Source organism: Martelella radicis (genome assembly GCF_014196625.1).
Lineage (GTDB): Bacteria > Pseudomonadota > Alphaproteobacteria > Rhizobiales > Rhizobiaceae > Martelella > Martelella radicis.
Map to the genome: position 1 here is coordinate 68893 of NZ_JACIDZ010000014.1, position 21158 is coordinate 90050.

Annotated in this window: 19 protein-coding genes; 8 read left to right on the forward strand and 11 right to left on the reverse strand. The window is 62.3% G+C overall.

Going from position 1 to position 21158, the window contains the following annotated elements; genetic code table 11:
* Positions 1-15: 15 nt before the first annotated feature.
* Entirely contained in the window at positions 16-1158 is a 1143-nt protein-coding gene (locus tag GGR30_RS18310) for a mannonate dehydratase (protein ID WP_246414023.1), read from the reverse strand.
* 104 nt (positions 1159-1262) lie between these two features.
* A complete protein-coding gene (locus GGR30_RS18315; protein WP_183489335.1) occupies positions 1263-1700 on the reverse strand; it encodes a VOC family protein in 438 nt (145 codons plus the stop codon).
* 112 nt (positions 1701-1812) lie between these two features.
* Between GGR30_RS18315 and GGR30_RS18320 the strand changes: the two genes are divergently transcribed.
* The gene (locus tag GGR30_RS18320) at positions 1813-2655 is read left to right on the forward strand and encodes an IclR family transcriptional regulator (protein ID WP_246414025.1); all 843 of its coding nucleotides are present in this window, start codon (positions 1813-1815) and stop codon (positions 2653-2655) included.
* 2 nt (positions 2656-2657) lie between these two features.
* On the opposite strand, the gene GGR30_RS18325 is transcribed toward GGR30_RS18320, so the two are convergent.
* Entirely contained in the window at positions 2658-3854 is a 1197-nt protein-coding gene (locus tag GGR30_RS18325; protein WP_183489338.1) for a mandelate racemase/muconate lactonizing enzyme family protein, read from the reverse strand.
* Positions 3855-3987: 133 nt separating this feature from the next.
* Between GGR30_RS18325 and GGR30_RS18330 the strand changes: the two genes are divergently transcribed.
* Genes GGR30_RS18330 through GGR30_RS18345 form a run of 4 tightly spaced genes read left to right on the forward strand, consistent with a single transcriptional unit; the run spans position 3988 to position 7324 of the window.
* Positions 3988-5004, forward strand: coding sequence for a Gfo/Idh/MocA family protein (locus tag GGR30_RS18330; RefSeq protein WP_183489341.1), 1017 nt, complete (start codon positions 3988-3990; stop codon positions 5002-5004).
* The gene (locus GGR30_RS18335; RefSeq protein ID WP_183489345.1) at positions 5001-5756 is read left to right on the forward strand and encodes a ribonuclease activity regulator RraA; all 756 of its coding nucleotides are present in this window, start codon (positions 5001-5003) and stop codon (positions 5754-5756) included. Before GGR30_RS18330 ends, GGR30_RS18335 begins: the two co-directional genes overlap by 4 nt.
* A gap of 24 nt (positions 5757-5780) precedes the next feature.
* Positions 5781-6851 carry an ABC transporter ATP-binding protein gene (locus GGR30_RS18340; protein WP_183489348.1) on the forward strand — a complete coding sequence of 357 codons (1071 nt, stop codon included), beginning with the start codon at positions 5781-5783 and terminating at the stop codon, positions 6849-6851.
* Complete coding sequence (locus tag GGR30_RS18345) at positions 6848-7324, forward strand: heme-degrading domain-containing protein (RefSeq protein WP_183489351.1); 477 nt, start codon at positions 6848-6850, stop codon at positions 7322-7324. Before GGR30_RS18340 ends, GGR30_RS18345 begins: the two co-directional genes overlap by 4 nt.
* Positions 7325-7604: 280 nt before the next feature.
* Here GGR30_RS18345 and GGR30_RS18350 read toward each other — a convergent pair whose 3' ends face one another.
* The 5 genes from GGR30_RS18350 to GGR30_RS18370 form a co-directional block, all read right to left on the reverse strand.
* Positions 7605-8891, reverse strand: coding sequence for a TRAP transporter large permease (locus tag GGR30_RS18350; protein ID WP_183489354.1), 1287 nt, complete (start codon positions 8889-8891; stop codon positions 7605-7607).
* 3 nt (positions 8892-8894) lie between these two features.
* The gene (locus GGR30_RS18355; RefSeq protein WP_183489357.1) at positions 8895-9410 is read right to left on the reverse strand and encodes a TRAP transporter small permease; all 516 of its coding nucleotides are present in this window, start codon (positions 9408-9410) and stop codon (positions 8895-8897) included.
* A gap of 163 nt (positions 9411-9573) precedes the next feature.
* On the reverse strand, positions 9574-10611 hold the full coding sequence (locus GGR30_RS18360; RefSeq protein WP_183489359.1) for a TRAP transporter substrate-binding protein: 1038 nt from the start codon (positions 10609-10611) through the stop codon (positions 9574-9576).
* 350 nt (positions 10612-10961) lie between these two features.
* Positions 10962-11768, reverse strand: coding sequence for an IclR family transcriptional regulator (locus tag GGR30_RS18365; protein ID WP_183489362.1), 807 nt, complete (start codon positions 11766-11768; stop codon positions 10962-10964).
* A 154-nt stretch (positions 11769-11922) separates the two neighbouring features.
* The gene (locus GGR30_RS18370; protein ID WP_183489365.1) at positions 11923-13617 is read right to left on the reverse strand and encodes a thiamine pyrophosphate-binding protein; all 1695 of its coding nucleotides are present in this window, start codon (positions 13615-13617) and stop codon (positions 11923-11925) included.
* A gap of 230 nt (positions 13618-13847) precedes the next feature.
* On the opposite strand from GGR30_RS18370, the gene GGR30_RS18375 reads away from it, so the two are divergent.
* The 3 genes from GGR30_RS18375 to GGR30_RS18385 are packed head-to-tail and all read left to right on the forward strand — an operon-like array spanning position 13848 to position 16570.
* Entirely contained in the window at positions 13848-14828 is a 981-nt protein-coding gene (locus tag GGR30_RS18375; RefSeq protein ID WP_183489368.1) for a LacI family DNA-binding transcriptional regulator, read from the forward strand.
* A gap of 33 nt (positions 14829-14861) precedes the next feature.
* The gene (locus tag GGR30_RS18380) at positions 14862-15812 is read left to right on the forward strand and encodes a 3-hydroxyacyl-CoA dehydrogenase family protein (protein WP_183489372.1); all 951 of its coding nucleotides are present in this window, start codon (positions 14862-14864) and stop codon (positions 15810-15812) included.
* Entirely contained in the window at positions 15809-16570 is a 762-nt protein-coding gene (locus GGR30_RS18385; protein ID WP_183489375.1) for an SDR family NAD(P)-dependent oxidoreductase, read from the forward strand. The genes GGR30_RS18380 and GGR30_RS18385 overlap by 4 nt, the downstream gene beginning before the upstream one ends.
* 75 nt (positions 16571-16645) lie before the next feature.
* Here the strand turns inward: GGR30_RS18385 and GGR30_RS18390 are convergent, their stop codons facing one another.
* The 3 genes from GGR30_RS18390 to GGR30_RS18400 are packed head-to-tail and all read right to left on the reverse strand — an operon-like array spanning position 16646 to position 21088.
* Entirely contained in the window at positions 16646-17731 is a 1086-nt protein-coding gene (locus GGR30_RS18390; protein WP_183489378.1) for an acyl-CoA dehydrogenase family protein, read from the reverse strand.
* A gap of 13 nt (positions 17732-17744) precedes the next feature.
* A complete protein-coding gene (locus tag GGR30_RS18395) occupies positions 17745-18902 on the reverse strand; it encodes an acyl-CoA dehydrogenase family protein (protein WP_183489381.1) in 1158 nt (385 codons plus the stop codon).
* On the reverse strand, positions 18899-21088 hold the full coding sequence (locus GGR30_RS18400; protein WP_183489384.1) for an acetate--CoA ligase family protein: 2190 nt from the start codon (positions 21086-21088) through the stop codon (positions 18899-18901). Before GGR30_RS18400 ends, GGR30_RS18395 begins: the two co-directional genes overlap by 4 nt.
* Positions 21089-21158: the final 70 nt, after the last annotated feature.

Genomic DNA, 21158 nt, shown 5'->3' on the forward strand with positions numbered 1-21158 from the left:
AAGTTGTTGCTGTGTTCAAGACATTTGCGGCACGGAAAGCCGCGGCGCCGTCTTGAGGAGGGCGTTCATGTAGCCCACCGCATGCGCCATCCCGACATGCCAGGGGGCAGGACAGGAAATTTCTGGAATGTGATCGGGTACCAGCACGCCGTCATAACCTTCGACGTGCAGGATCCGGGCGATCTCGGACATGTCCGTATCGCCGTCATCGATGAAGGCCTCCGCGTAGCGGGGAACCTTGCCCTTGACGTTGCGGAAATGCACATAGGCAATCCGCCCCGTACGCGCGTAATGGCGTGTCGTCTCGTAGACATCGCCGGGCATTTCCATCAGCGAGCCGACGCAGAACTGCATGGCGTTGGACGGGCTGTCGATGACCGACAGGAGCCGGTCGTATTTTTCGGGCCGGTTGACGAGGCGTGCAGCGCCCCGAAGCATATCCGCCGGCGGATCGTCGGGATGGGCGGCGAGCACGACGCCCGCGTCCTCCGCCACTGGGACGAGCTCCTTCAGGAACCATTCGAGGCGCTGCCAAAGCTCTTCTTCGCTGCAGGTCACGGGACCGAGACCCCGATCTTCCCGCACGCGCATGTTCCAGACGACGCCGTCAGGGATCGGCCGATCATGATCGAAACGCGACATGTCGAATGTCGTCGCCATGGCTCCGCCGCGGGCGATCGGCTGCCTTTGCCATCCCCACACGCCGGCCAGCGAGAAATTGTAGCCAATGACCGGGATGCCGGCCCGCCCGCAATCGCGGACGAGCCTTTTCAGACCATCCATCTGCCGGACCCGATCGGGGCCGTTCAACAGGATGTCGGACCAGAATGACGGAGAGAGGTTCTCAAGCGCGGCGACCCGAATGCCATCAGCGGCCAGCATTTTCACCACATCCGAAAGCGTTTCGTAGTCCCAGAGCGGCGCTCCGAAATCTTCCGAAAGAGGCGGCCCCGGCTGACCTTTCAGCCAGTCGGACGGATCGGCGTTCTGGCCGTAGCGGACCAGGTGGATGACAACATCACGGATGCCGAGCTGGGCGGCAAAACGCGCTCCGGCCCGCGAAAGGCTTTCTCCGAAAAGTGTCAGTCCTACCCGCATTTTCCGCTCCCTGAGCGCGATCTCCGAAACCTTTGCCTCTCCCGGTTTCGGACCGCCCATCGAAAAGTCCATATTTGGAACTAACTGTTCTTTATATGAAACTAGATTGTTATCGCATGCCGAGTCAAGAGATTTGTCCTGACGGCGGCATGTCTGGCTGGTTTTTATGAACGCTCGGCCTTCATGGCCTTGATGGCTGCAAACTGCATGCAGTCCGGCATCATCTGCATGATCTCGATGCGGTTGCCGTCGGGATCATCGATCCAGCACTGACGGTTGCCGTCACGGCCGGTCACGACCGGTTTTGCGAGTGGAACACCGAGCTCTTCAAAGTGCTTTGCAGCAGCATTGATATCAGCCGTCTCAACGCATAAGTGATTGTAACCAGTTGCATTTGGCCCCGGCACCTTGTTGCCCTCGCCATCCGGAAACAGCTCGAGATAGAGCGTATCGGTCACCCGCAGATAGACAAGCCAGACCCGGCCGTCATCCTGGTTCAGGCGGAACATTTCTGGAAAACCAAACACATCCGTATAGAATGCAAGGGACCGATCAATATCCGTGCAGCGGATGGCCACATGGCCGATTCCGGTAAAAATCATTGCTTTAACTCCTATGCAATGTCGGTTGAGACTAATGTTTGTGTACCAACCCGATAGACAAGCACACAAAATCCCGATACCCAGATGAAAAGTTCATATTTGGGATCGTTCTATGAAGACGAAGAGTGAGGGGCAGGCGGCTGAGGGGTACAGCGCGGCCATGGAGAAAAACCGGATTCCGGCGATCGACCGCATGATGGATGTGCTGGCCTACCTGGAGAGGAAGCCGAGCGGCGCATCCATGCGCGAACTGGTCGAAGTGCTGCATCTGCCGCGCACGACCGTCTACCGCCTGCTCAATTCGCTCCACGCCTACGGGATCGTCCGGCATCTGCCCGATGGCAGCTACGTCCTCGGCACCCGCCTGATTTCGCTTGCCGCGCGCGTTCTGCCGAGCGCGGCCGATATCGACATCGTTCTGCTCGCGACGCCGCATATGGAGCGACTCTCCGAAACCACCGGCGAGGGGTGCAAGCTTTCGATCCTCAGCGATGACGGCGTCGTCGTGATCGCCGCCAGTTCCGGCTCGCGCCGCCATGCCCTTGCCGGCGTACCCGGCCAGCGCTTTCCGCTTCACACCGGCGCCGCCAGCAAGGTCCTGCTTGCCAGCCTGACGAAATCGGAGCTCGATGCCATTCTGCCGGAGGCGCTGGCGCGCTACACGCCCCGCACGATCACCTCGGTCAAGAACCTGCGCAGCGAGCTGACCCGCATCCGCCGCCAGGGCTGGGCCTGGGACGAAGGCGAATTCTCCACTGGCGTAAACGCCTTTGCCGCCCCGGTTCCGGACCGCAACGGCAAGACGATCGCGGCACTCAGCCTGCCCTACCTTGCCGACGAGACCAATGCCGGACGCCTTGATATGCTCCGGGCTGCCACCATCTCGACCGCCGGCGCGATCGCCGCCGACCTTCCGGCCGTGCCCACCCGCGGCTCGACTGGCTGGAATGGTTGACATCATTTGAAGAAATCCGCGTCGTCGTCGTTCAGATAGCGTTCGGCAGCCTCGGGGATCAGGTCAACGCCGAGGCCCGGCGCCGTCAGCACATCGACAAAGCCGTCCTTGACGATCGTCTCCGGCAGTCCGGTGACGATATCCGCCCACCATTCGGGAACAGCGATCGGATATTCGAAGGCGATGAAATTGGCCGGCAGCGTTGCGCTCACCTGAATGAGGGCGGCAAGGCCGATCAGCCCGTTGGCCGTGCCATGCGGGGCCATCATGATCCCGTGAAGATCGGCATATTCGGCGATCCACTTGAGTTCCGCCAGACCACCGACATCGGCCGGGTCCGGCCCGATCACGTCGACGGCGCGTGCCTCGATCAGCGGCTTGTAATTGTTTCTGAGATAGATCTGCTCGCCGGTATGGATCGGCGTCGACGTCGCCGTCGTCAGATCGCGGTAGAGATCGGTATCCGACCAGGGCGTGTAGTCGCCCGAGATCAGATCCTCAAGCCAAAGCAGATCGAGATGCTCCACCCCACGGGCAAATCTGAGCGCATCGGAAAACATCCAGCCCGGGCCGCAATCGAGCGCAAGGCCGACCGAGGTGCCGGCAACCTCCTTCATCGCCTCGACGCAATCGATCGTGTGGCGCAGCCCCTTTTCGGAAATCTTGCCGCGCTCCATGATGCCGTGCTGGCCTGCACCCGCATGTTCGCCATAATGAAAGCCGGGAATGACTTCCTTCATTGCGCAATGAAAGGCAATCGGCTGCTTGATCATGGTGAAGCCTTCCGGCAGCGCCATCATCCTGCGCATGTCATCGGCATAGTCTTCCGGCCGATAGCCGTTCAGCGGAAAGCGGATGCCGCCATTATAGACCCGCAACCTGTCACGTACCTTGCCGCCGAGCAGTTTGTGCACCGGCAGGCCCGCGGCCTTGCCGGCGATATCCCAGAGCGCCATTTCAATAACGCTGACGGCGCTGCCGAACGGTTTGTTGCCGCCGCGCTGGCGAATGCGCAACATGACGCGCTCCACATCGGTCGGGTCGGCGCCCAGGATCGCCTCGCGAAGCTGCAGGATCTGCGGCTTGATATAGGGTTTGTAGAATTCGGCCTGGCCGACCCCCACAATCCCTTCATCAGTCATGATGCGGACAACCGGATGGTTTCCGATGACCGCGCATTTGAGGTCCGTGATCTTCATTGGGCGCTCCTGCTTCCCTGCCCGTCGCTGTAATCGCGACTCTTCGCACTTGACTTTGACTGAAATTTCCTCTCTTTTCAATCCATATTCGGAACCTATTTGGTCCAAATATGAAACTTATGGGAGGACATCCATGTCCGATAGACTGAAATGGGGCGTCTTGAGCACAGCCGGAATCGGTATGCGCAAGGTGATTCCCGGCATGAAGAAATCCGAACTGGGCATTGTGCACGCGATCGCCTCTCGCGATGAGGCAAAGGCTTCAGCGGCCGCAGAGAAGCTGCAGATCCCGGTCAGCTACGGCAGCTACGAGGCCCTTCTGGCGGATCCGGAAATCGATGCGATCTACAATCCGCTGCCGGTCAACATGCATGTCGACTGGTCTATCAAGGCCATGGAATCCGGCAAGCACGTCCTGTGTGAAAAACCGATCGCGATGAGCGCCGAGGAGGCCAAGCGACTGATTGACGCACGTGAACGCACGGGCAAGCAGGTGCTGGAAGCCGTCATGGTGCGCCAGCACCCCCAATGGCTCCGTGTTGCCGAGATCATCCGCTCCGGCGAGATCGGTGAGGTCTGCCTGATGCAGACGACGATGAGCTTCTTCAACGACGATCCGAACAATATCCGCAACATTCCCGAGGTCGGCGGCGGCGCGCTCTACGATGTCGGCTGCTATGCCCTCTTCCTCTCGCGTTTCGTCTTCAACGCCGAACCGGAACAGGTCGTCGCCATGAGCGATATCGACCCGAACATGAAGACCGACCGGCTGATGAGCGGGATCGTTGATTTCGGAGGCGGAAAACAGCTCTCCTTTGCCTGCGGCACCCAGCTTGCCCGTTTCCAGACGGTGCAGATCTTCGGTCGCAAGGGCCGGATCGAGGTGCCGATCTCGCTCAATGCACCGCAGGGCGGAGAGGTCACGATCACTATCGATGCAGACGGCACCAATGAACCGGACAAGATGCGCCGGGAGGTGATCCCGGCCAGCGATCAATACACGCTGCAGGCAGACCTTGCCGCTCGCGTCTTCCTTGGCGAGACCGCCGCCGAATATCCGATCGAAAACGCCGTCAACAACATGGCGGCAATCGACGCGCTTTACCGCTCTTCCAAGAGCCATACCTGGGAAAAGGTCGCCTCCATATGATCATCGATCCATCCGTCACACCACCTGTTGACATTACCCGTCCGCCCAAGGCGCTCGTCGATGGCCTGGCACAGATCGGCACGGCTGCCGTGAGCGGCGAACTCAGCCGGCTGGGCATTCGCGATCCGCAGCTGACCGGCCTGACGCCGATGGCCTATGGCCAGTGCATGGCCGGCCCGGCGCTGACGCTGCAGTTTCTGCCCAAGCGCGAGGACCTGGCGCCCGGCGAGGAATATGAAGAACCGGAAAAGCAGATCCATCGCCATGTGCTCTACCTCGTGCAGGAAGGCGATGTGGTGGTCGTGGATGCGCGCGGCGACATGCATTCCGGCATTTTCGGCGAGATGATGATGACCTATTTCAAGGGCCGCAAGGGCGCGGGCCTCGTGGTCGACGGCTGCCTGCGCGACACGCCGAAGATCGCCGGCCTGGGCGTCAACATCTGGTCACGCGGTCGCACGCCCAATTTCCACACCCAGACCGGCCTGATGCCCTACGCCGTCAACGTGCCCGTCGCCTGCGGCGGAACCACCGTCATGCCGGGCGATATCATCGTTGCCGATGATGACGGCGCCGTCGTCGTTCCCATCGCGCTTGCCGAACAGATCCTCGAAATGGGCAACAAGCATGCCGACTGGGAGGATTTCGCGCGCCTGAGGCTGAGCCAGGGCGCCGACCTCAGGAAATATTACCCGATCTCGAAAGAGGTCGAAGCCGAATACCTCGCCTGGCGCGAAAAGAACCCGCTCTGAACCAAAACGCCGTGGAGGAGTAACATGGCTACGATCAGTCTCAAGAACATAAAGAAGTCCTTTGGCGCGGTGGAAGTCATCCACGATGTCAGCCTTGACGTCGAGGACGGCGAATTCCTGGCCCTCGTCGGTCCGTCCGGTTGCGGCAAGTCCACCCTCCTGCGCATGCTCGCGGGGCTGGAAGAAGTAACTGCCGGCGACATCATGATCGGTGGCGAACGGGTCAACGACCTTTCTCCGCGCGAGCGCAATATTGCCATGGTGTTCCAGTCCTACGCGCTTTATCCGCATATGACCGTGCGCCAGAACATGAGCTTCAATCTCAGACTGTCACGCACGCCGAAGGCCGAGCAGGAGAAACGCGTCAACGAGGCCGCGCGCATGCTGGGGCTTGAAAACCTGCTCGACCGCAAGCCGGCCAATCTCTCCGGCGGTCAGCGTCAGCGCGTCGCCATGGGCCGCGCGGTCGTGCGGCACCCGGAAGTCTTCCTGTTCGACGAACCCCTGTCGAACCTCGACGCCAAGCTGCGCGTCCAGATGCGGGCCGAGATCAAGGCGCTTCACCAGAAGGTGCGCACGACCTCGGTCTACGTGACCCACGACCAGATCGAGGCGATGACGCTTGCCGACCGTATTGTCGTTCTCAACGGCGGCATCATCGAACAGGTCGGTCGTCCGCTCGACCTTTATCGCCAGCCGGCAAACCTTTTTGTCGCAGGCTTCATCGGCTCGCCGGCAATGAATTTCATCGATGCCAAAATCTCCGAAAAAGATGGCGCCGTGGTCGGTCATTGCATTGACGGCAACGATGTCGTTCTACCGGGGGCCTACGGTGAACATGCCGGCCGCGAGGTAACCCTCGGCTTCCGTCCGGAAGATTTCGCATTGGGCGACGGCAGCATTCGCGGCTCCGTCGCCATGGTCGAGCCGACGGGCGCACAGACCCTCGTTTCTGTCGCCACCCCTGGTGCAAAGGAACCCTTCCTCGCCGTCGTTGATGCGGCCTGCGAATATGATGTCGACCAGGCGGTTGCCGCTCATATTGCCCCGGAAAAGGTTCACGTCTTTGACAGGAAAACCGGGAGGCGCCTGTGAGCGAACGCCTGGAACAGATCGCGTGCCTGGAAGCCGAACGCCAGGCGCTCACCCTGCCCGCATTCAACGCCGATGTTGCCTGGGCGATCGGCAGCCACATCAGGGACCGCGCCTCCGCCGAGAACCACCCGATCGCGATCGAAGTGTCGGGCATCGGCGGGCGGCTGTTCTTTGCGGCCATGCCGGGCGCAAGCCCGGACAACGCCGAATGGATCCGCCGCAAGCGCAACGTCGTTGAGCGCTTCTTCGAAAGTTCGCTGCTGGTGACCCTCCAGTGCGATGAGCGCGGGCGGAAAATTCCCGAGCAGTTCAAGTTGAGCGAGGCGGATTTCGTCCACTCCGGCGGCGGCGTGGCGATCAGAACCGCCGACAGCGGCTTCGTCGGCTGCGTCACGGTTTCCGGGCTCACCCAGTATCAGGACCATGAACTGGGCGCAGAAGCGCTGCGCGCTCTGGTCCAGGCTGCGCGATAGGTTTGCGCATCATAGCCTAGAACGGGCAAACGCGCTCGGCAATCGGGCAGCTCCGTGTCACGCCCGAAAAAGCCTCAAGAACGCACCATACGCACGACACCTTCCTGGTTCATTAATGGACAGGAAGGTGTCTGTCTTCTGCGGGAGATCCAGTCGGATAGCCGGATCGATACGCGCGCTAGAACGGCTCCGCCTTTCTTGGAAACGCGCAACCGCTCTATCTATTTGTTTTTACATATTTTCGCGGGCGTCAGAAGTTTCTATCTGACTGCGAAATGCTCTATGCATATCCAAACAGGCGCGGGAAATACATGGTCAGCACCGGCAGATAGGTGATCAGCAGCAGAACCACGAGTTCCGCGGCGATGAACGGCAGGATGGCCCGACTTATTCGCGACAGACTAACCTTTGACACTCCGCAGGCCGCAAACAGCACAAGTCCGAAGGGCGGCGTTGCCAATCCTATGGTCAGGTTGGTGCAGGTGATCAGGCCGAAATGGATCGGATCGACGCCGTATTTGTAGGCGATCGGCGCGAGCAGCGGCCCGAGTACGATGATGGCGAAGCCCATGTCGAGGAACATGCCGATGACCAGGTAGATGACATTGACCAGCAGCAGGAAGACCAGCTTGTTCTCCGTCAGCGACACGAAGGCGATGGTGACATGCTCGACGAGATTGAAATAGGTCACCAGCCAGCTGAAGGTCTTGGCGCAGGCCATCAGGAACATGATCATCGCCGTCGCCTTGACGGTATGGGAGAGGATCGGGACCAGGTCCGACAGTTTGAGCTTGCGGTAGAACAGGAAGCCGATCGCCAGGCCATACATGACCGCCACGGCGGATGCCTGGGTCGGGCTGAAGAAACCGCCGAGAATGCCGCCCATGATGATCACCGGCAGCAGCAGCGCGGGAGCACCCTGAATGAAGGCGATGATCAGCCGGACGACGCCGACGAACGGCGCCCGCTCGCCGTATCCCTTGCGCACGGCAACGAGATAGGCCGTCACCATCAGCGCCAGCGCCACCAGGATGCCCGGCACCATTCCGCCGAGAAACAGGCCGGCAATCGACACGTTCATCACCGAGGCATAGATCAGCATCGGGATGCTCGGTGGAATGATCGGACCGATGACGGAGCTGGCCGCCGTCACGGCCGCGCTGTAATCCTCGCCATAGCCGTTCTTCTTCATGGCGGGCACCATGATGCTGCCGACGGCAACGGTGTCGGAGACCGCGGACCCTGTGATACCGGCAAAAAACATGCTGGAGACGATATTGGTGTGGGCAAGGCCGCCGCGAATCCAGCCCACCAGCGACGATGACAGCGTCATCAGCCGGTCGGTGATCCCGGCCCGGTTCATGATCTCGCCTGCCATGATGAAGAACGGGATCGCCAGCAGAAGCATGTTCTCCGTGCTGGTGAACATGCGTTGCGGGATCTGCAGGAAAAGCCGCGGATCACCGATATCGACATAGACGAAAATCGTCATCAGCACGAGGCAGAGCGCAATCGGAACCCCAAGCAGAAGCATCGGGATGAAGCTGCCAAAAATGATAGCAATCAAGGTTCAAACTCCGGCGGTTTGCGTGAGGTCTGCCTTGTCGCGCGGATCGGGAAGCGCGGCAGCGACACTGAAAAGCCCCAGCAGCGCACCGCCGACCGGAACCGAAAGGTAATAATAGAAGAGCGAGATATCGAGGTAGAGCGAGGTCTGGTACTTGCCCACGAACAGCGCCATCTCCCAGCCGAAATAGACCATGACGAAGACAACGACGAGCGTCAGCAGCGTGTACCCGGCCTTCAGGACGGCCTGCAGGGACGGACCCACCATCTCGTAAAGGAGTTCAACGCCGATATGTCCGCCATGCCGCGCGATTACGCCGGCGCCGATGAAAATCGCCCAGGCAAAGAGCAAGTTGCTGACCTCTTCGACCCAGACCGGCGAATTGCCGACAAGCTGGTTGGCGATAATCTCGTAGGCAGAGATGAGAAACAACAAGCCGGTCAGAACGATGGCGACGGCCATACAGGCCTTCTCCAGGCCATCGACGGCGGTCTGGTATCCGATAAGAAGTTTTTTCATTGAATAGGTCTCCCTGCCGCCAGAGCTGCGCGCGCTTTGCGGAAGCTGCCCTCAGACCGGCCGCTCCCGCAATTGCGCGCGCAGGGACAGCGACGCCGCCATCAATCAGGTCGCCCTGATCGCTGTCGCCGCGGCGTCGCCAGTCCTGCTCCTGCCAGCAAACTCAGCGCTGGCTTTCAGCCTCCTTGGTCGCTGCAAAGATGCGGTCAACCCATTCCTGCCCGTCATCGCCCATCTTGCGCAACACCATGTCGATATAGGGCTGTTGGGCGAGTTCGCGGAATTCCTTGAGTTCGGCGGCAGTCGGGTAATAAAACACCGCGCCTTCGGCTTCCATCGCTTCCTGGATCACCAGCGAACTGAGATAGGACTGGGCATTGCCCATGCGCGAGCAGAGATCACCGGCCCTCAGCATAAGGGTCTGGTTTTCCGGCGACAGCGACTGGAAGAACTCCTCGTTGATGAGGATCGGATGCAGGTTGTAGCTGTGGCGGGTCATGGTGACGTAAGGGTTCACCTCATAGAGCTTCTGCGAATACATCGAATAAAGCTCGGTATCGTGACCTTCCGCCATGCCCGACTGCAGCGCGGTATAGAGCTCGCTCCAGCTGATCGTTACAGTATTGGCATCCCAGGCGCGGAACATGGCCAGAAGCCCCGGGTTTTCGGGCACCCGCATCTTCATGCCCTTCATGTCGGCAACACTGTGGATCGGCTTTTCGGAATAGATGTTGCGAAAGCCCGCCCCTTCCGGCCAGGCAAGAACCCTGAGGCCGGTCCTCTCGAGGAAAGCCTCGGCCAGTTCATCGCCCAAAGGCCCTTCCATGACCTGCCAAGCGGTCAGGCTGTCGGGAAAGACATAGGGAATTTGCGTGATCGCCATTTCCGGCAAGAACGGAACCATGATCGAGGTGTAGGTGCCGACCATCTGGATCACGCCGGCCTGCGCCGATTCGATCATCGCGCGGGCGCCGCCAAGCGAACTGTCGGGATAGACGTCAAGCTCAATCTGGCCGTCGGTAGAGGTACTCAGATAATCCTTCATCGCCGCGACACAGGCCGTGCGACCGGCGCCCGGCAGGTGCAGGTCACCCTCCGAACCATGTCCGATCTTGATGACGATCGGTTCGGCGCTTGCGGCGCCGGCGAACGTGCTGACGGCCATCGACAGACCGACGGCAAAAGCTGCAAATTTCTTCATAAATTCCTCCCAGCCCCGTTTTCCTCCTCCTGGGACGCGATCAATCCGGCTCTCCCACCGTGCGATCAGCGACCCGTGGCCTGGGACAACAGCCACTTTTGAAATTCTATTTCAAAAGTGTGGATATGTCGACAGGACTTGCCAGTTTAAATTGCTAAAAACGCCGGGATTCTTCCTTTTTTGGTCTCTTTTTTCGTCGTCGAAAACAGGCGGCATCGCACGCAGCAATCTCCTTCGCTGCGCGCTCCGGCATCTTCAGATGCACATCACAAGAGTGTCGAGCGAAAGTCTGTCGGCATTGCCGTCAGGGCGGAGCTTGAAATGCCCCACACGCGCGCCAACCAGGCGTTTCAGAGTATTCCGCGAGCGACGTGCTCTATCTCGCGGGCCACGTCGAGGAGCCGCAGCGCAAGGTCGCCTTCCAGCCGCTCATTGGTGACGATCGAACGCAGGCCGCCGACATTGATGCCATAGACCGGATAGCCATCAGGCCGGCGCACGACGGCGCCCGCCGAATTGGCTTCCACGATCCAGTCGCCATCGCTCAGCGCGAAACCGTGCGCCTGCGCAAAGGCGATCTGCGCCCGCGCCTTGGCTTCCACGGCAGGCCAGTTGTCGCCGAAATTTCCGGAGACTGCGCTGATCTGCGCCTCACGCTCCTTTTCCGGCAGAGCCGCAAGATAGGCCCGGCCCATGCCGGTGCAGATCATCGGAATACGCGAGCCGACGCCAAGCCGGATGGCCATCGAGGCCTTGGTGCGGCAGGCCTCGATATAGATCATCTCGTTGCCGTCGGCCGTGCCGAGATAGACGCTGGCATTGGCATATTCGGCAAGCGACTGCATGTAGGGCCGCGCGATGTCGCGGATTTCCATCTGCGCCATCACGTCATAACCGAGCGTGAGGACGGCCGGCCCCAGCGAATAGCGGCCCACTTCCTCGTCGTAATTGAGGTAGCCGAGTTCTGTAAGCGTAAACGTCAGACGCGAGACGGTCGCCTTCGACAGCCCGACGCGCGCGGCGATCTCGGCGTTGCCGATCGGCCTGTTGTCAGGGCCGAACGCCTTGAGAACCGCCAGGCCGCGTGCAAGGCCGGAATTGATCCTGTAGTCTTTTGTGCTGCTGGACGCAGGCGGCGCTTGTCTTCTTCTGACCAAGGCAGGTTCCATCCCGGAAATGTTGGGAAAATGTTGCCAAAGTGGAGACATAACCAGAAGAAAGTCCAAATGCAAACGTCGAAGAAGCGCGAGCGGCTCCGCTTTCACGCGGCCCGCCAAAGTCTCTGCGCCTGCATCCTGCAACATCATCATCTCAGACCGAGGGCGGCGACCAGGCCTCGGGCGCACGCGGATCAATATACGTCACGACATCGATCAGCGCGGGCTTGCGCGCTGCAATGGCGGCCTTGAGCACCGGCCCGAGATCCTCCGCACGCTCCACGCGGTAACCGTCAACCCCGAAGGTCCTGGCGAGCGCACAGAAATCCGTCGGGCCGAAGCGGTTGATCTCTTCCGGCGACCCTGAACGCCCGTCGTAAAACGAAGCAACCTTCGGCGTGCCCTGCCCGAAACCGGAATTGTTGTTGATCACGGTGACGACGGGAATGTTCCAGCGCCGCTGGGTTTCGAGCTCGCTCAGGTGATAATAGAAGGCGCCGTCGCCCGAAAAACAGACCACCGGCCTGTCCGGCGCACCGCATTGCGCGCCAAGGGCTGCGGGAAAAGCCCAGCCGAGCGAGCCGGCCGCCCTCAAATAACTCTGCCCCGGATGCGGCAGGTCCACCATCGTCGCGGTCCAGATGCCGGAATAGCCGGTATCAGCCACCAGGATCGCATTTTCCGGCAGGGCTTCGGAAATCTCGCGGCAGAGCCGCTCCACCCTGAGCGGCGCCGCGTCCGAACGCATCGCGGGCTCCATGCCGCGCCACCATTCGGCAACCGCCGCCGTCGCGTGAGCGGCAAAATCGGCCCATGCCGTCTGCGGCGTCACATGCGCGGCAAGATCGGCCACTGCCTGGCGCGGACATCCCCAGACCGCGGTGACGCCGGGATAATTGCGGCCGATTTCCTGGCCATCGAGATCGATCTGGATGATCGCCGTTCCTTGCGCGGGAACGGTATAGTTATTGGTGGGCTGATCGCCTGCATGGCAGCCGATATAGATGACCAGATCGGCTTCATGCACGAGCCGGTTTCCGGGCGGCGCGGAATAGGTGCCGACCGTGCCGATATGCAGCGGATGGGTGGTCGGCACGATGGTGCGCCCGCCAAGCGAGGTCGCCACGGGGATCTTGCAGGCTTCGGCGAAGGCGCGGATTTCGACATGGGCATCGACCTGGATCGCGCCGGCGCCGACGACCATCACCGGTCGTTTCGCCTGCGCAAGCCGCGCCGCGGCCGCCTCGATCATCGCCCTGGAAGCGACCGGGCGATGGGCGGGCAGGCGCCCAAGCGCCGGATCGGGCAGAACGGGAGACGGCACCGCGCCCTTTTCGATGATTTCGCCGCCCAGCCCATTCAGGTCCAGATGGACCGGGCGCGGCGAGCCGTCCGTTGCCATGCGGAAGGCCTGCGGCAGAAGATGGGGCAGTTCGCGCGCCTCGGCCACATCCATGCTGGCCTTGGTGACGGACTGGAACAGGGGCGCATGCAGCACCTCCTGATAGGCGTTGCGATAGCGCAACATCGGCTCCTTGCGCCCGGTCAGGGCGACGACCGGCGCGCGGTGCAGATAGGCGTCCTGAAGGCCGGCGGCCAGGTTCGCAGCCCCCACCGACTGCGCCATGCAGACGCCGACGCGATTGCTCGCCCGCGCATAGCCGTCGGCCATATAGACGGCGGATTTTTCCGAATGCGCCAGAATGCGCTTGATGCCGAGTTCCTCCATCTCGACCAGCGTCGGGCGCAGGATCGCATCCATGAAGAAGACGTGGGAGACGCCGAGCGCCTCAAAGGATTCCGCGATATAGCGCGCGCCGTTCATGGCGGCCTGACCGTTTTCCGACATATCGCTTTTCTCCTCCCAATTTGAAAGCGCTTTCAAAAATGAGTGATTCCATATTATTTCTTTTATTTCAATACAAATTATCTAGAGATATCGATCAAGGACATAAAAATGAATTCGTTTGCAATTGACGAGACCGCCGCTAAGATCGCCATTGACGAACAGGATCGAACCGAGGGTACAGAGTCGTGCCGCGAAAGGATGACATGCAACTCGCCGGCAGGCGGGTAAGGATGGAGGAGGTTGCGCGGGTCGCGGGCGTCTCGCTTGCCACCGTGTCGCGTGCGCTCAAGGCGCCCGAAACCGTCTCGAAAAAACGCCTCGCCCTCGTTCGGGAGGCGGCGGAACGTCTGGGCTATGCCCCGAACCGGATTGCCGGCAGTCTTGCGGGCACAAGCTCGCCGCTGATCGGCGTGATCGTTCCAAGCCTCACCAACGCGTTCTTCGCCGCAACGCTCGACCGGATGTCGGCCATTCTCGAGGAGGCCGGCTATCAGATGATGATCGGCCAGCATGACTATGACATCGAGCGCGAGGAACGGATCGTGACCGCCTTTGCCAGCTGGAATCCGGCAGCGCTCGTGGTCACCGGCCGCGATCACACGCGCGGCACCGTGGCCATGCTGACCGCGGCGAACTGCCCCGTGGTGGAAATGTGGGACCGCGACGAGCGCCCGATCGACAGCGCGATCGGGTTCAGCAATCGCAGGGCCGGGCAACTGGCCGGACGCTATTTCGCCGAACGCGGGTTTGAAAGCGTCGCCTTTGTCGGCGCGATCCTGGCGAGCGACCCTCGCGCGGCGGCCCGCGCCGAAGGCTTTGCCGAGCGTTTCGCCGAAGGCGGCAAACAAACGCCCCTCATCGTGACAGCGGCCGGTCGCGATATTGCCGCAGGCGGCATCGCGCTCAGGCAGGTTCTTCAACAGCAGCCCGACACCCGGGCAATCGCCTTTTCCGGCGACATGCTCGCCGTCGGCGCGATGTTCGAAGCGGCGCGGCTGGGGCTGCGCGTCCCCGAGGACATAGCGATCATGGGCTATGGCGATCTCGATATCGCCGCCTGCACCAATCCGCCGCTGACGACAATCCGCCCGCCGCACGAAAAGATCGGCAAGGCCGTGGCGGAGCATCTGCTGGACCGGATCGGACATGACGACGCGGAGCGGGAGAACCTCGACCTCGGCGTCGAACTGATCGTGCGCCGCACGGCCTGACAAGGGACAAGATAAAAAGGGAGGGGAGGCCCGATGTCGATAGAAAGAGTTGCCATGATCGGCGCCGGCACCATGGGCCATGCGCTGGCGCTGGTGCATGCGCTGGGCGGATGCCGGGTGATGCTGCATGATGCGGCATCCGAGGTGCTGGCGCGCGCGCCGGCCCTGATCGCCAAGGCCAGCGCCACGCTTTGCGAGGCCGGCACGATATCGACGCATGAGGCCGAGGCTGCGCGCAATCGCGTGTGCCGCGCACACACGATCGAAGAGGCTATCGCGAATGCCGATCTGATCGTCGAGGCCGTGGTGGAAAAGGCCGAGGTGAAACGCGCCGTTTTCGAAGAGATCGACCGCTTCGCCCCCGCATCGGCCATCATTGCCTCCAATACCTCCTATCTCGATATCTTTCCGCTGATCCCGGCCTCAAGGCAGGAAAACGCGGCAATCGCGCATTGGTATTCGCCGCCCTATATCGTCGATCTGGTGGATATCGCGCCGGGACCTTCGACCGCGCCGGAGGTGATCGCGACATTGCGCGCGCTCTATGAGAGCTTCGGCAAGGCGCCGCTGGTGTTTGACCGGCTGGTGCCCGGCTATGTCGCGAACCGGCTGCAGGCAGCCCTCAATCTCGAATGTCTGCGGATGATCGACGAGGGGTGGGCGAGCGCGGGAGATATCGATTTTTCGATCCGGCACGGACTGGTCGATCGCCTGGCCCTTCTCGGCCATATGCGCAAGATGGACTACACCGGGCTCGAAATGATCCGCAATGGTCTTGCTGCGCGCACCTATCAGCCGCCGGAGAACACCGGACACAGCCCCGCCCTCGCTCGCCTGATCGATGCGGGACGAACCGGCGTTCGCGCCGGCGCCGGCTTTTACGATTACGGCGACGAACCGGTGGAGGATCTGCTGCACCGGCGCGATCTCGGCCTTCTGCAGCTGAAGAAAATGCTTTCAGGAACAACGGGAGGACAGGAATGATCAAGGCCGATCTCAAAGGAAAACGCGCGCTGGTGACGGGCGGCGCTTCGGGCATCGGGTTGGCGACGGTGACGATGCTGGCGGAAATGGGCGCAAAGGTGGCGATCAACCATCTGGAAGGCGATCCGGCGGGTCTGGAGAAGGTGGCCGAGCTGAAGGCGCAGGGCCTGGACGTGATTGCCGCGCCCGGCAACATCTCGATCCCCGGCAATGCCGAAGCCATGGTCGAAACCGCCATCGAGGCCATGGGCGGGCTCGACTATCTCGTCAACAATGCCGGCACATCCGGCACGCAGGACAAGATTCCGCCTTCCGATCTGGACAAGATGACGGAGGACTTCTGGCAACTCCTCCTCGGGACCAATCTGATCGGCCCGTTCCGCTGCGCCCATGCCGCAGCGCCCGCCCTGAAGGAGAGCCGCGGCGCGATCGTCAACATGGCCTCGATCGCCGGCATCGGCCAGCAGGGCAGTTCGATCGCCTATGCCGCCAGCAAATCCGGGCTCGTCAGCCTGACGCGGAGCCTGGCGCGCGGCCTTGCGCCGGAAGTGCGGGTCAACGCGGTCGCGCCCGGCCAGACCCGCACGCCCTGGACCGACAGCTGGCCGGAGGAGCGCAAGCAATGGGCCCGCGATCTCGCGGTGCTAAAACGCCGCTCCGAGCCGGAGGATATCGCCGAAGCCGTGCTCTATCTCTGCGCCGGCGCCAGCATGGTCACAGGCCACGTTCTGGTGGTCGATGGCGGCATGACGCTGTAAGAAAAATCGGTGTCAGGCGATACCGCCTGACCCCGCAACACAGCCGGAAAATCCGAAAACGGCCTGAGCCGGGGCTTATGCCGCCTTTTCAAAGCGCTTGAGGTGGGCGGCGCGGTTGCCGCCGGTCTGGGTGAGGACAAGAAGGCGCTTGACCAAGTGACCGACGGCCAGTTCATCCGAAACGCCCATCCCGCCGTGAAGCTGGATGGCATCGCGAAGCACCGCGCGCGCCGCATCCGAAATCTTCACCCGCGCGGCAGAGACCAGTCTGGCGCGGAACGCGGCATCGTCGCTTTCCATCGCCTCGGCGGCCAGCAGAACCATGGAGCGGGCCTCCTCGCAGGCGATGAACATGTCGGCCATCTTGTGCTGCACCACCTGGAACTTGCCGATCGGGCGACCGAACTGCTCACGTATCTGGACATAGTCCAGCGTCGCCTTGTGGAGGGCGTCGATCACGCCTGAGGTTTCGGCGAGCACGCCCACGAGCGCCAGATCGGCGCCGAAGTCCAGCGCCGCGTCGCAGCCGGAGATCGCCTCGGCCGCCGGCACCGTCACATCGTCGAGCAATACCTTTGCTGCGGCCTGACCATCGACCAGCCGGCACGGCGTCACCGCCGCATCTTCGGCAGGGATACGCACCAGCATTCGCGATCCGTCCAGTTCCGCCACGACCCAGAACGCCGTCGCGGCGGCAGCGCCGATCACGGCGGGAGACGCGCCGGAAAGAACGAGGTTGCCGCCCTCCCGGCGGGCCGCGATCGGAGCGCCGTCCCGCCCCGCGACAACGACCTCAATCGCCTCGCCGGCAAGAACAGGCGCAAGCCTCTCGGCCACGTCATCGGGAGAAAGCGCGCGCGCCAGCATGGCGGCGCAGCCGAGGCTGACGGCGCCGACCGGCTCCAGGATCAGGCCTGCGCCCAGCACCTCCATCATCGGCACGACCTGTGCCGGCGTCAGGCCGAGGCCGCCGGCGTCCTCCGGCACGCAGGCCACGAGCCAGCCGAGTTCGGCCATTTCGGCCCAGTGCCGCGGCACATCGCCCGGCGCGGCCGAAAGGGCCTTTGCCCTTTGCTCCAGCGCATAATGATCAGCGACGAAGCGCTCTGCCGTATCCTTCAGCAGCAGCGCTTCTTCTGTCGGAAGTTCAAAACGTATCATGCGACGTTCCCCCTCAAAGTCCCAGGACCTGGCCGGCCAGGATGCTGCGCTGGATTTCATTGCTGCCGCCATAGATCGACAGCTTGCGCCAGTTCAGGAACTGATAGGCGACATTGGCAAACAGGGCGTCGGCACAGTCGCCGGCGCTTCCCGGCAGTGCGGCGGGGCCGGCGATATCCAGCATCAGCTCGGTCAGCCCCTGTTGCACTTCGGTGCCCCTCACCTTCAGAAGCGAGGTTTCCGCGCCCAGCGTGCGGCCCGCCTCGGCAGCCGCCAGAAGCCGTAGCGTCGTCGCCTCGATCGCCATGATATCGATCTCGAATGCGGCAAGGCGCGCGGAAATCTCCGGATCGTCGCCGAGGCCGGCCGCCTCGGCCATCTCCCGCACGCGCGCCAGAAGATGTTTCGAGCGCCCGACGCCGCCAATCCCCAGCCGCTCGTGCTCCAGCAGCGCCTTGGCATAGGTCCAGCCCTTGTTGATCTCGCCGACGACCAGATCATCGGGCACGAAGACGTTGTCGAGGAAGATTTCGTTGACCTCTTCGGTTCCGTCCATCAGCCGGATCGGGCGTCGGGAGACGCCGGGTGCTGCCATGTCGATCAGCATCATCGAAATGCCCTGCTGCTTCTTGACCTCGGGATCGGTGCGCACGAGGCAGAAGATCCAGTTGGCGTATTGCGCATAGGTCGTCCAAGTCTTCGAGCCGGAGACCAGCCAGCCGCCATCGGTCCTGACGGCGCGGGAGCGCAGCGAGGCGAGATCGGAGCCGGCGCCCGGTTCGCTGAACCCCTGGCACCACCAGTCCTCGCACGACAGGATGCGCGGCAAAAAACGCTGCTGCTGTTCGGGGCTGCCGAAACGGATGAGGATCGGGCCGATCATCTTCAAGCCGAATCCGGGCAACGGCGGCGTGTGCAGCCGGAACATCTCCTCATCGGCGATCAGCCGCTGCCGCGCCGTCCATCCGGGGCCGCCATGTTCTGCCGGCCAGCCCGGCGCAACCCAGCCCTTGCGGTGCATGCTTCTGTGCCAGCGCAGAAAATCCTCGCGCGCAAGCGGGCTACCGCGCGAGACTTTCGCTCTTGTCGCGGGATCGAGTTCAGCCTCGACGAAAGCGCGGATCTCGGCGCGAAACGCGCTGTCCTCGGGTGCGTTGAGAAGATCGGTCACGCCTCATCCTCCGGTTTGACAATCAGCGCATCGACAGCGACGCAGCCCTCGCCTTCGGGCAGGACGAGAACCGGGTTGATATCGATGCTTTCAATGGCGTCTGCATGGGCGACAGACAGGGCGGAGAGCCGCAGGACCGCATCTTCCAGCGCCGCGCGATCGGCAGCGGGTGAACCGCGATAGCCGGCGAGCAGCCGGCCAAGCCGGGTTTCGTCGATCATCTCGGCAACGTCCGTGCGGCTGAGCGGGGCGCGGCGCAGCGCGACATCGTTCAAAAGCTCGGTCATCACGCCGCCGACGCCGACAAGGATCATCGGCCCGAAATCCGGATCATTCTGCATGCCGAGAATGACCTCGACACCGCCGCCGACCATTTTCTGCACCAGACAGGGCGCCGGCCTGCCGTTCAGCGTGTGGCCGGCAAGCTTTTCGGCAAGATCGGCATAGGCACGGCGCACGGCCTCACCATCGCCAAGCTTCAGGTGCACCAGCCCGGCATCGCTCTTGTGCTCCATGCCATCGGCCAGCCCCTTGAGCACGACCGGGTAGCCGATCGCCTCGGCGGCGCGCAGCGCGTCGGCCTCGCTCTCCACCAGGGTTTCGCCGACCATGGGCAGACCATAGGCAAGAAGCGCCTGCTTGGCGACATCCTCGGCCATCGTCCGCCCGCCGACGGCAAGCAATGCGTCGACGCGCGCGCCCGCATCTGCAGGAATCTGCGGCCCCGCGCCATCATCTGCCGGGCGTTTTGCGCGCTTGTGATAATCGATAAACCGTTTCAGCGCCTTCAGCATCTGCTGGCTGCCGCGATAGATCGGCAGGCGTCCGTCGCGGGCAAGCTGTTCATAGCCCGCTTCCACCACCTTGCCGCCGTCATAGACGACGATGATCGGCTTGTCCGCCGTCTCGCTCAACTCCAGCACCGGGCCTATCAGCCGCCCGCGCCAGCTTTCGCGCACCTGATGGATGAAGACGACGAGAATGTCCGTATTCTCGTCATCGAGGGCGATCTTCAGGCTCTGGCCCCAGCGTTCGGGGTGATTGTTGACATTGCCCGACAGATCGAGCGGATTGACCGGCGGGGTGAAATCGAGAAGCGGGCGCAGGCACTCGACGGTCTTTTCGGTGAAATCCGCCATCGGCAGGTCCAGCGCCTCGCACTGATCCGCCATGACCCCGCTCCAGCCGCCGGAAAAGGTCACCACGGCAATGCGCTCGCCGCGCGGCGCAGGGCATTTTTCGAAGAGTGCCGCGGCCTCCGCCAGTTCCATCGGGTCATCGACGGAGACGACGTTGTTTTGCCGAAACACGGCATCATAGGTACGAAATGCGCCGGCCATCTTGCCGGTATGGGCAAGCGCCGTGCGCGCCGCGCGCTTGCTGCGGCCGAGTTTGAGCACGATCAGTGGCTTTTCGACGGCCTGCGCCTTCTTCGCCAGGGCGAGAAAGCGCGAGGGCGTGCGCAGCCCTTCGAGATTCATGCAGACCGAGGCAATTTCGGGATCATCGAGCGCCCAACTCGCATAATCCGCCGCCTCGACATTGAGCTCATTGCCGGTGGAGACGAGATAGCGCATGCGCACGCCCTGATCATGGGCCCGCGCCAGAAGCACCATCAAGAGCTGGCCGCTCTGGGAAATCAGCGCCGTGCGGCCGGCTGACATGTCCTCGGGGAAGGTCGCCGCCGTCAGCCCCATGAAGCCGCTGTCGAGATTGGCAAGGCCCAGGCAGTTCGGCCCGCAGATGGCGATCCGGTTGCGGTTGGCGATCTCGCGCAGCGTCTCTTCCATGGCGCGGCCCTCCTCGCCGGTCTCCGAAAAGCCCGATGCGAGAATGACGGCGCCGCGCACGCCCTTCCTGCCGCAATCCTCGATGATATCCGGCAGCAGCTTCTGCGGCACGAAGATGAGAACGGCATCGACAGGCTCGGGGATGGCCGAGACGGACGGGTAGCATTTGAGATCGTTCAGCTCTTCATATTTGGGATTGACCGGGAAGATGCGCCCCGCAAAGCCGAGCCGGCGCAAGACCGGGACCGCCATGCCGCTCCAGCCGTCGCTCCTGTTGCTGGCGCCGACAACGGCAACGCTCTTCGGGTTCATCAACCCCGAGAGCTGAGCGAAGACGCCCTCGCCCGCCGCGGCCTCCTGGCCGGCCGGCGAACCGGACGCAGCATTGTTCAACATACCATTCCTCCCTTGGCCTGTCCGGCGGGACTATTCCCGAAACATCACCAAGGGTCAACAAATTTTTGGA

Excerpts from the sequence above, each read along its gene's own strand:
- GGR30_RS18375 (WP_183489368.1), top strand. The coding sequence starts at position 13,848 with ATGGAGGAGGTTGCGCGGGTCGCGGGCGTCTCGCTTGCCACCGTGTCG.
- GGR30_RS18340 (WP_183489348.1), top strand. The coding sequence starts at position 5,781 with ATGGCTACGATCAGTCTCAAGAACATAAAGAAGTCCTTTGGCGCGGTG.
- GGR30_RS18370 (WP_183489365.1), bottom strand. The coding sequence starts at position 13,617 with ATGTCGGAAAACGGTCAGGCCGCCATGAACGGCGCGCGCTATATCGCG.
- GGR30_RS18330 (WP_183489341.1), top strand. The coding sequence starts at position 3,988 with ATGTCCGATAGACTGAAATGGGGCGTCTTGAGCACAGCCGGAATCGGT.
- GGR30_RS18385 (WP_183489375.1), top strand. The coding sequence starts at position 15,809 with ATGATCAAGGCCGATCTCAAAGGAAAACGCGCGCTGGTGACGGGCGGC.
- GGR30_RS18390 (WP_183489378.1), bottom strand. The coding sequence starts at position 17,731 with ATGATACGTTTTGAACTTCCGACAGAAGAAGCGCTGCTGCTGAAGGAT.
- GGR30_RS18320 (WP_246414025.1), top strand. The coding sequence starts at position 1,813 with ATGAAGACGAAGAGTGAGGGGCAGGCGGCTGAGGGGTACAGCGCGGCC.
- GGR30_RS18360 (WP_183489359.1), bottom strand. The coding sequence starts at position 10,611 with ATGAAGAAATTTGCAGCTTTTGCCGTCGGTCTGTCGATGGCCGTCAGC.
- GGR30_RS18310 (WP_246414023.1), bottom strand. The coding sequence starts at position 1,158 with ATGGGCGGTCCGAAACCGGGAGAGGCAAAGGTTTCGGAGATCGCGCTC.
- GGR30_RS18355 (WP_183489357.1), bottom strand. The coding sequence starts at position 9,410 with ATGAAAAAACTTCTTATCGGATACCAGACCGCCGTCGATGGCCTGGAG.
- GGR30_RS18335 (WP_183489345.1), top strand. The coding sequence starts at position 5,001 with ATGATCATCGATCCATCCGTCACACCACCTGTTGACATTACCCGTCCG.
- GGR30_RS18380 (WP_183489372.1), top strand. The coding sequence starts at position 14,862 with ATGTCGATAGAAAGAGTTGCCATGATCGGCGCCGGCACCATGGGCCAT.
- GGR30_RS18325 (WP_183489338.1), bottom strand. The coding sequence starts at position 3,854 with ATGAAGATCACGGACCTCAAATGCGCGGTCATCGGAAACCATCCGGTT.
- GGR30_RS18400 (WP_183489384.1), bottom strand. The coding sequence starts at position 21,088 with ATGTTGAACAATGCTGCGTCCGGTTCGCCGGCCGGCCAGGAGGCCGCG.
- GGR30_RS18315 (WP_183489335.1), bottom strand. The coding sequence starts at position 1,700 with ATGATTTTTACCGGAATCGGCCATGTGGCCATCCGCTGCACGGATATT.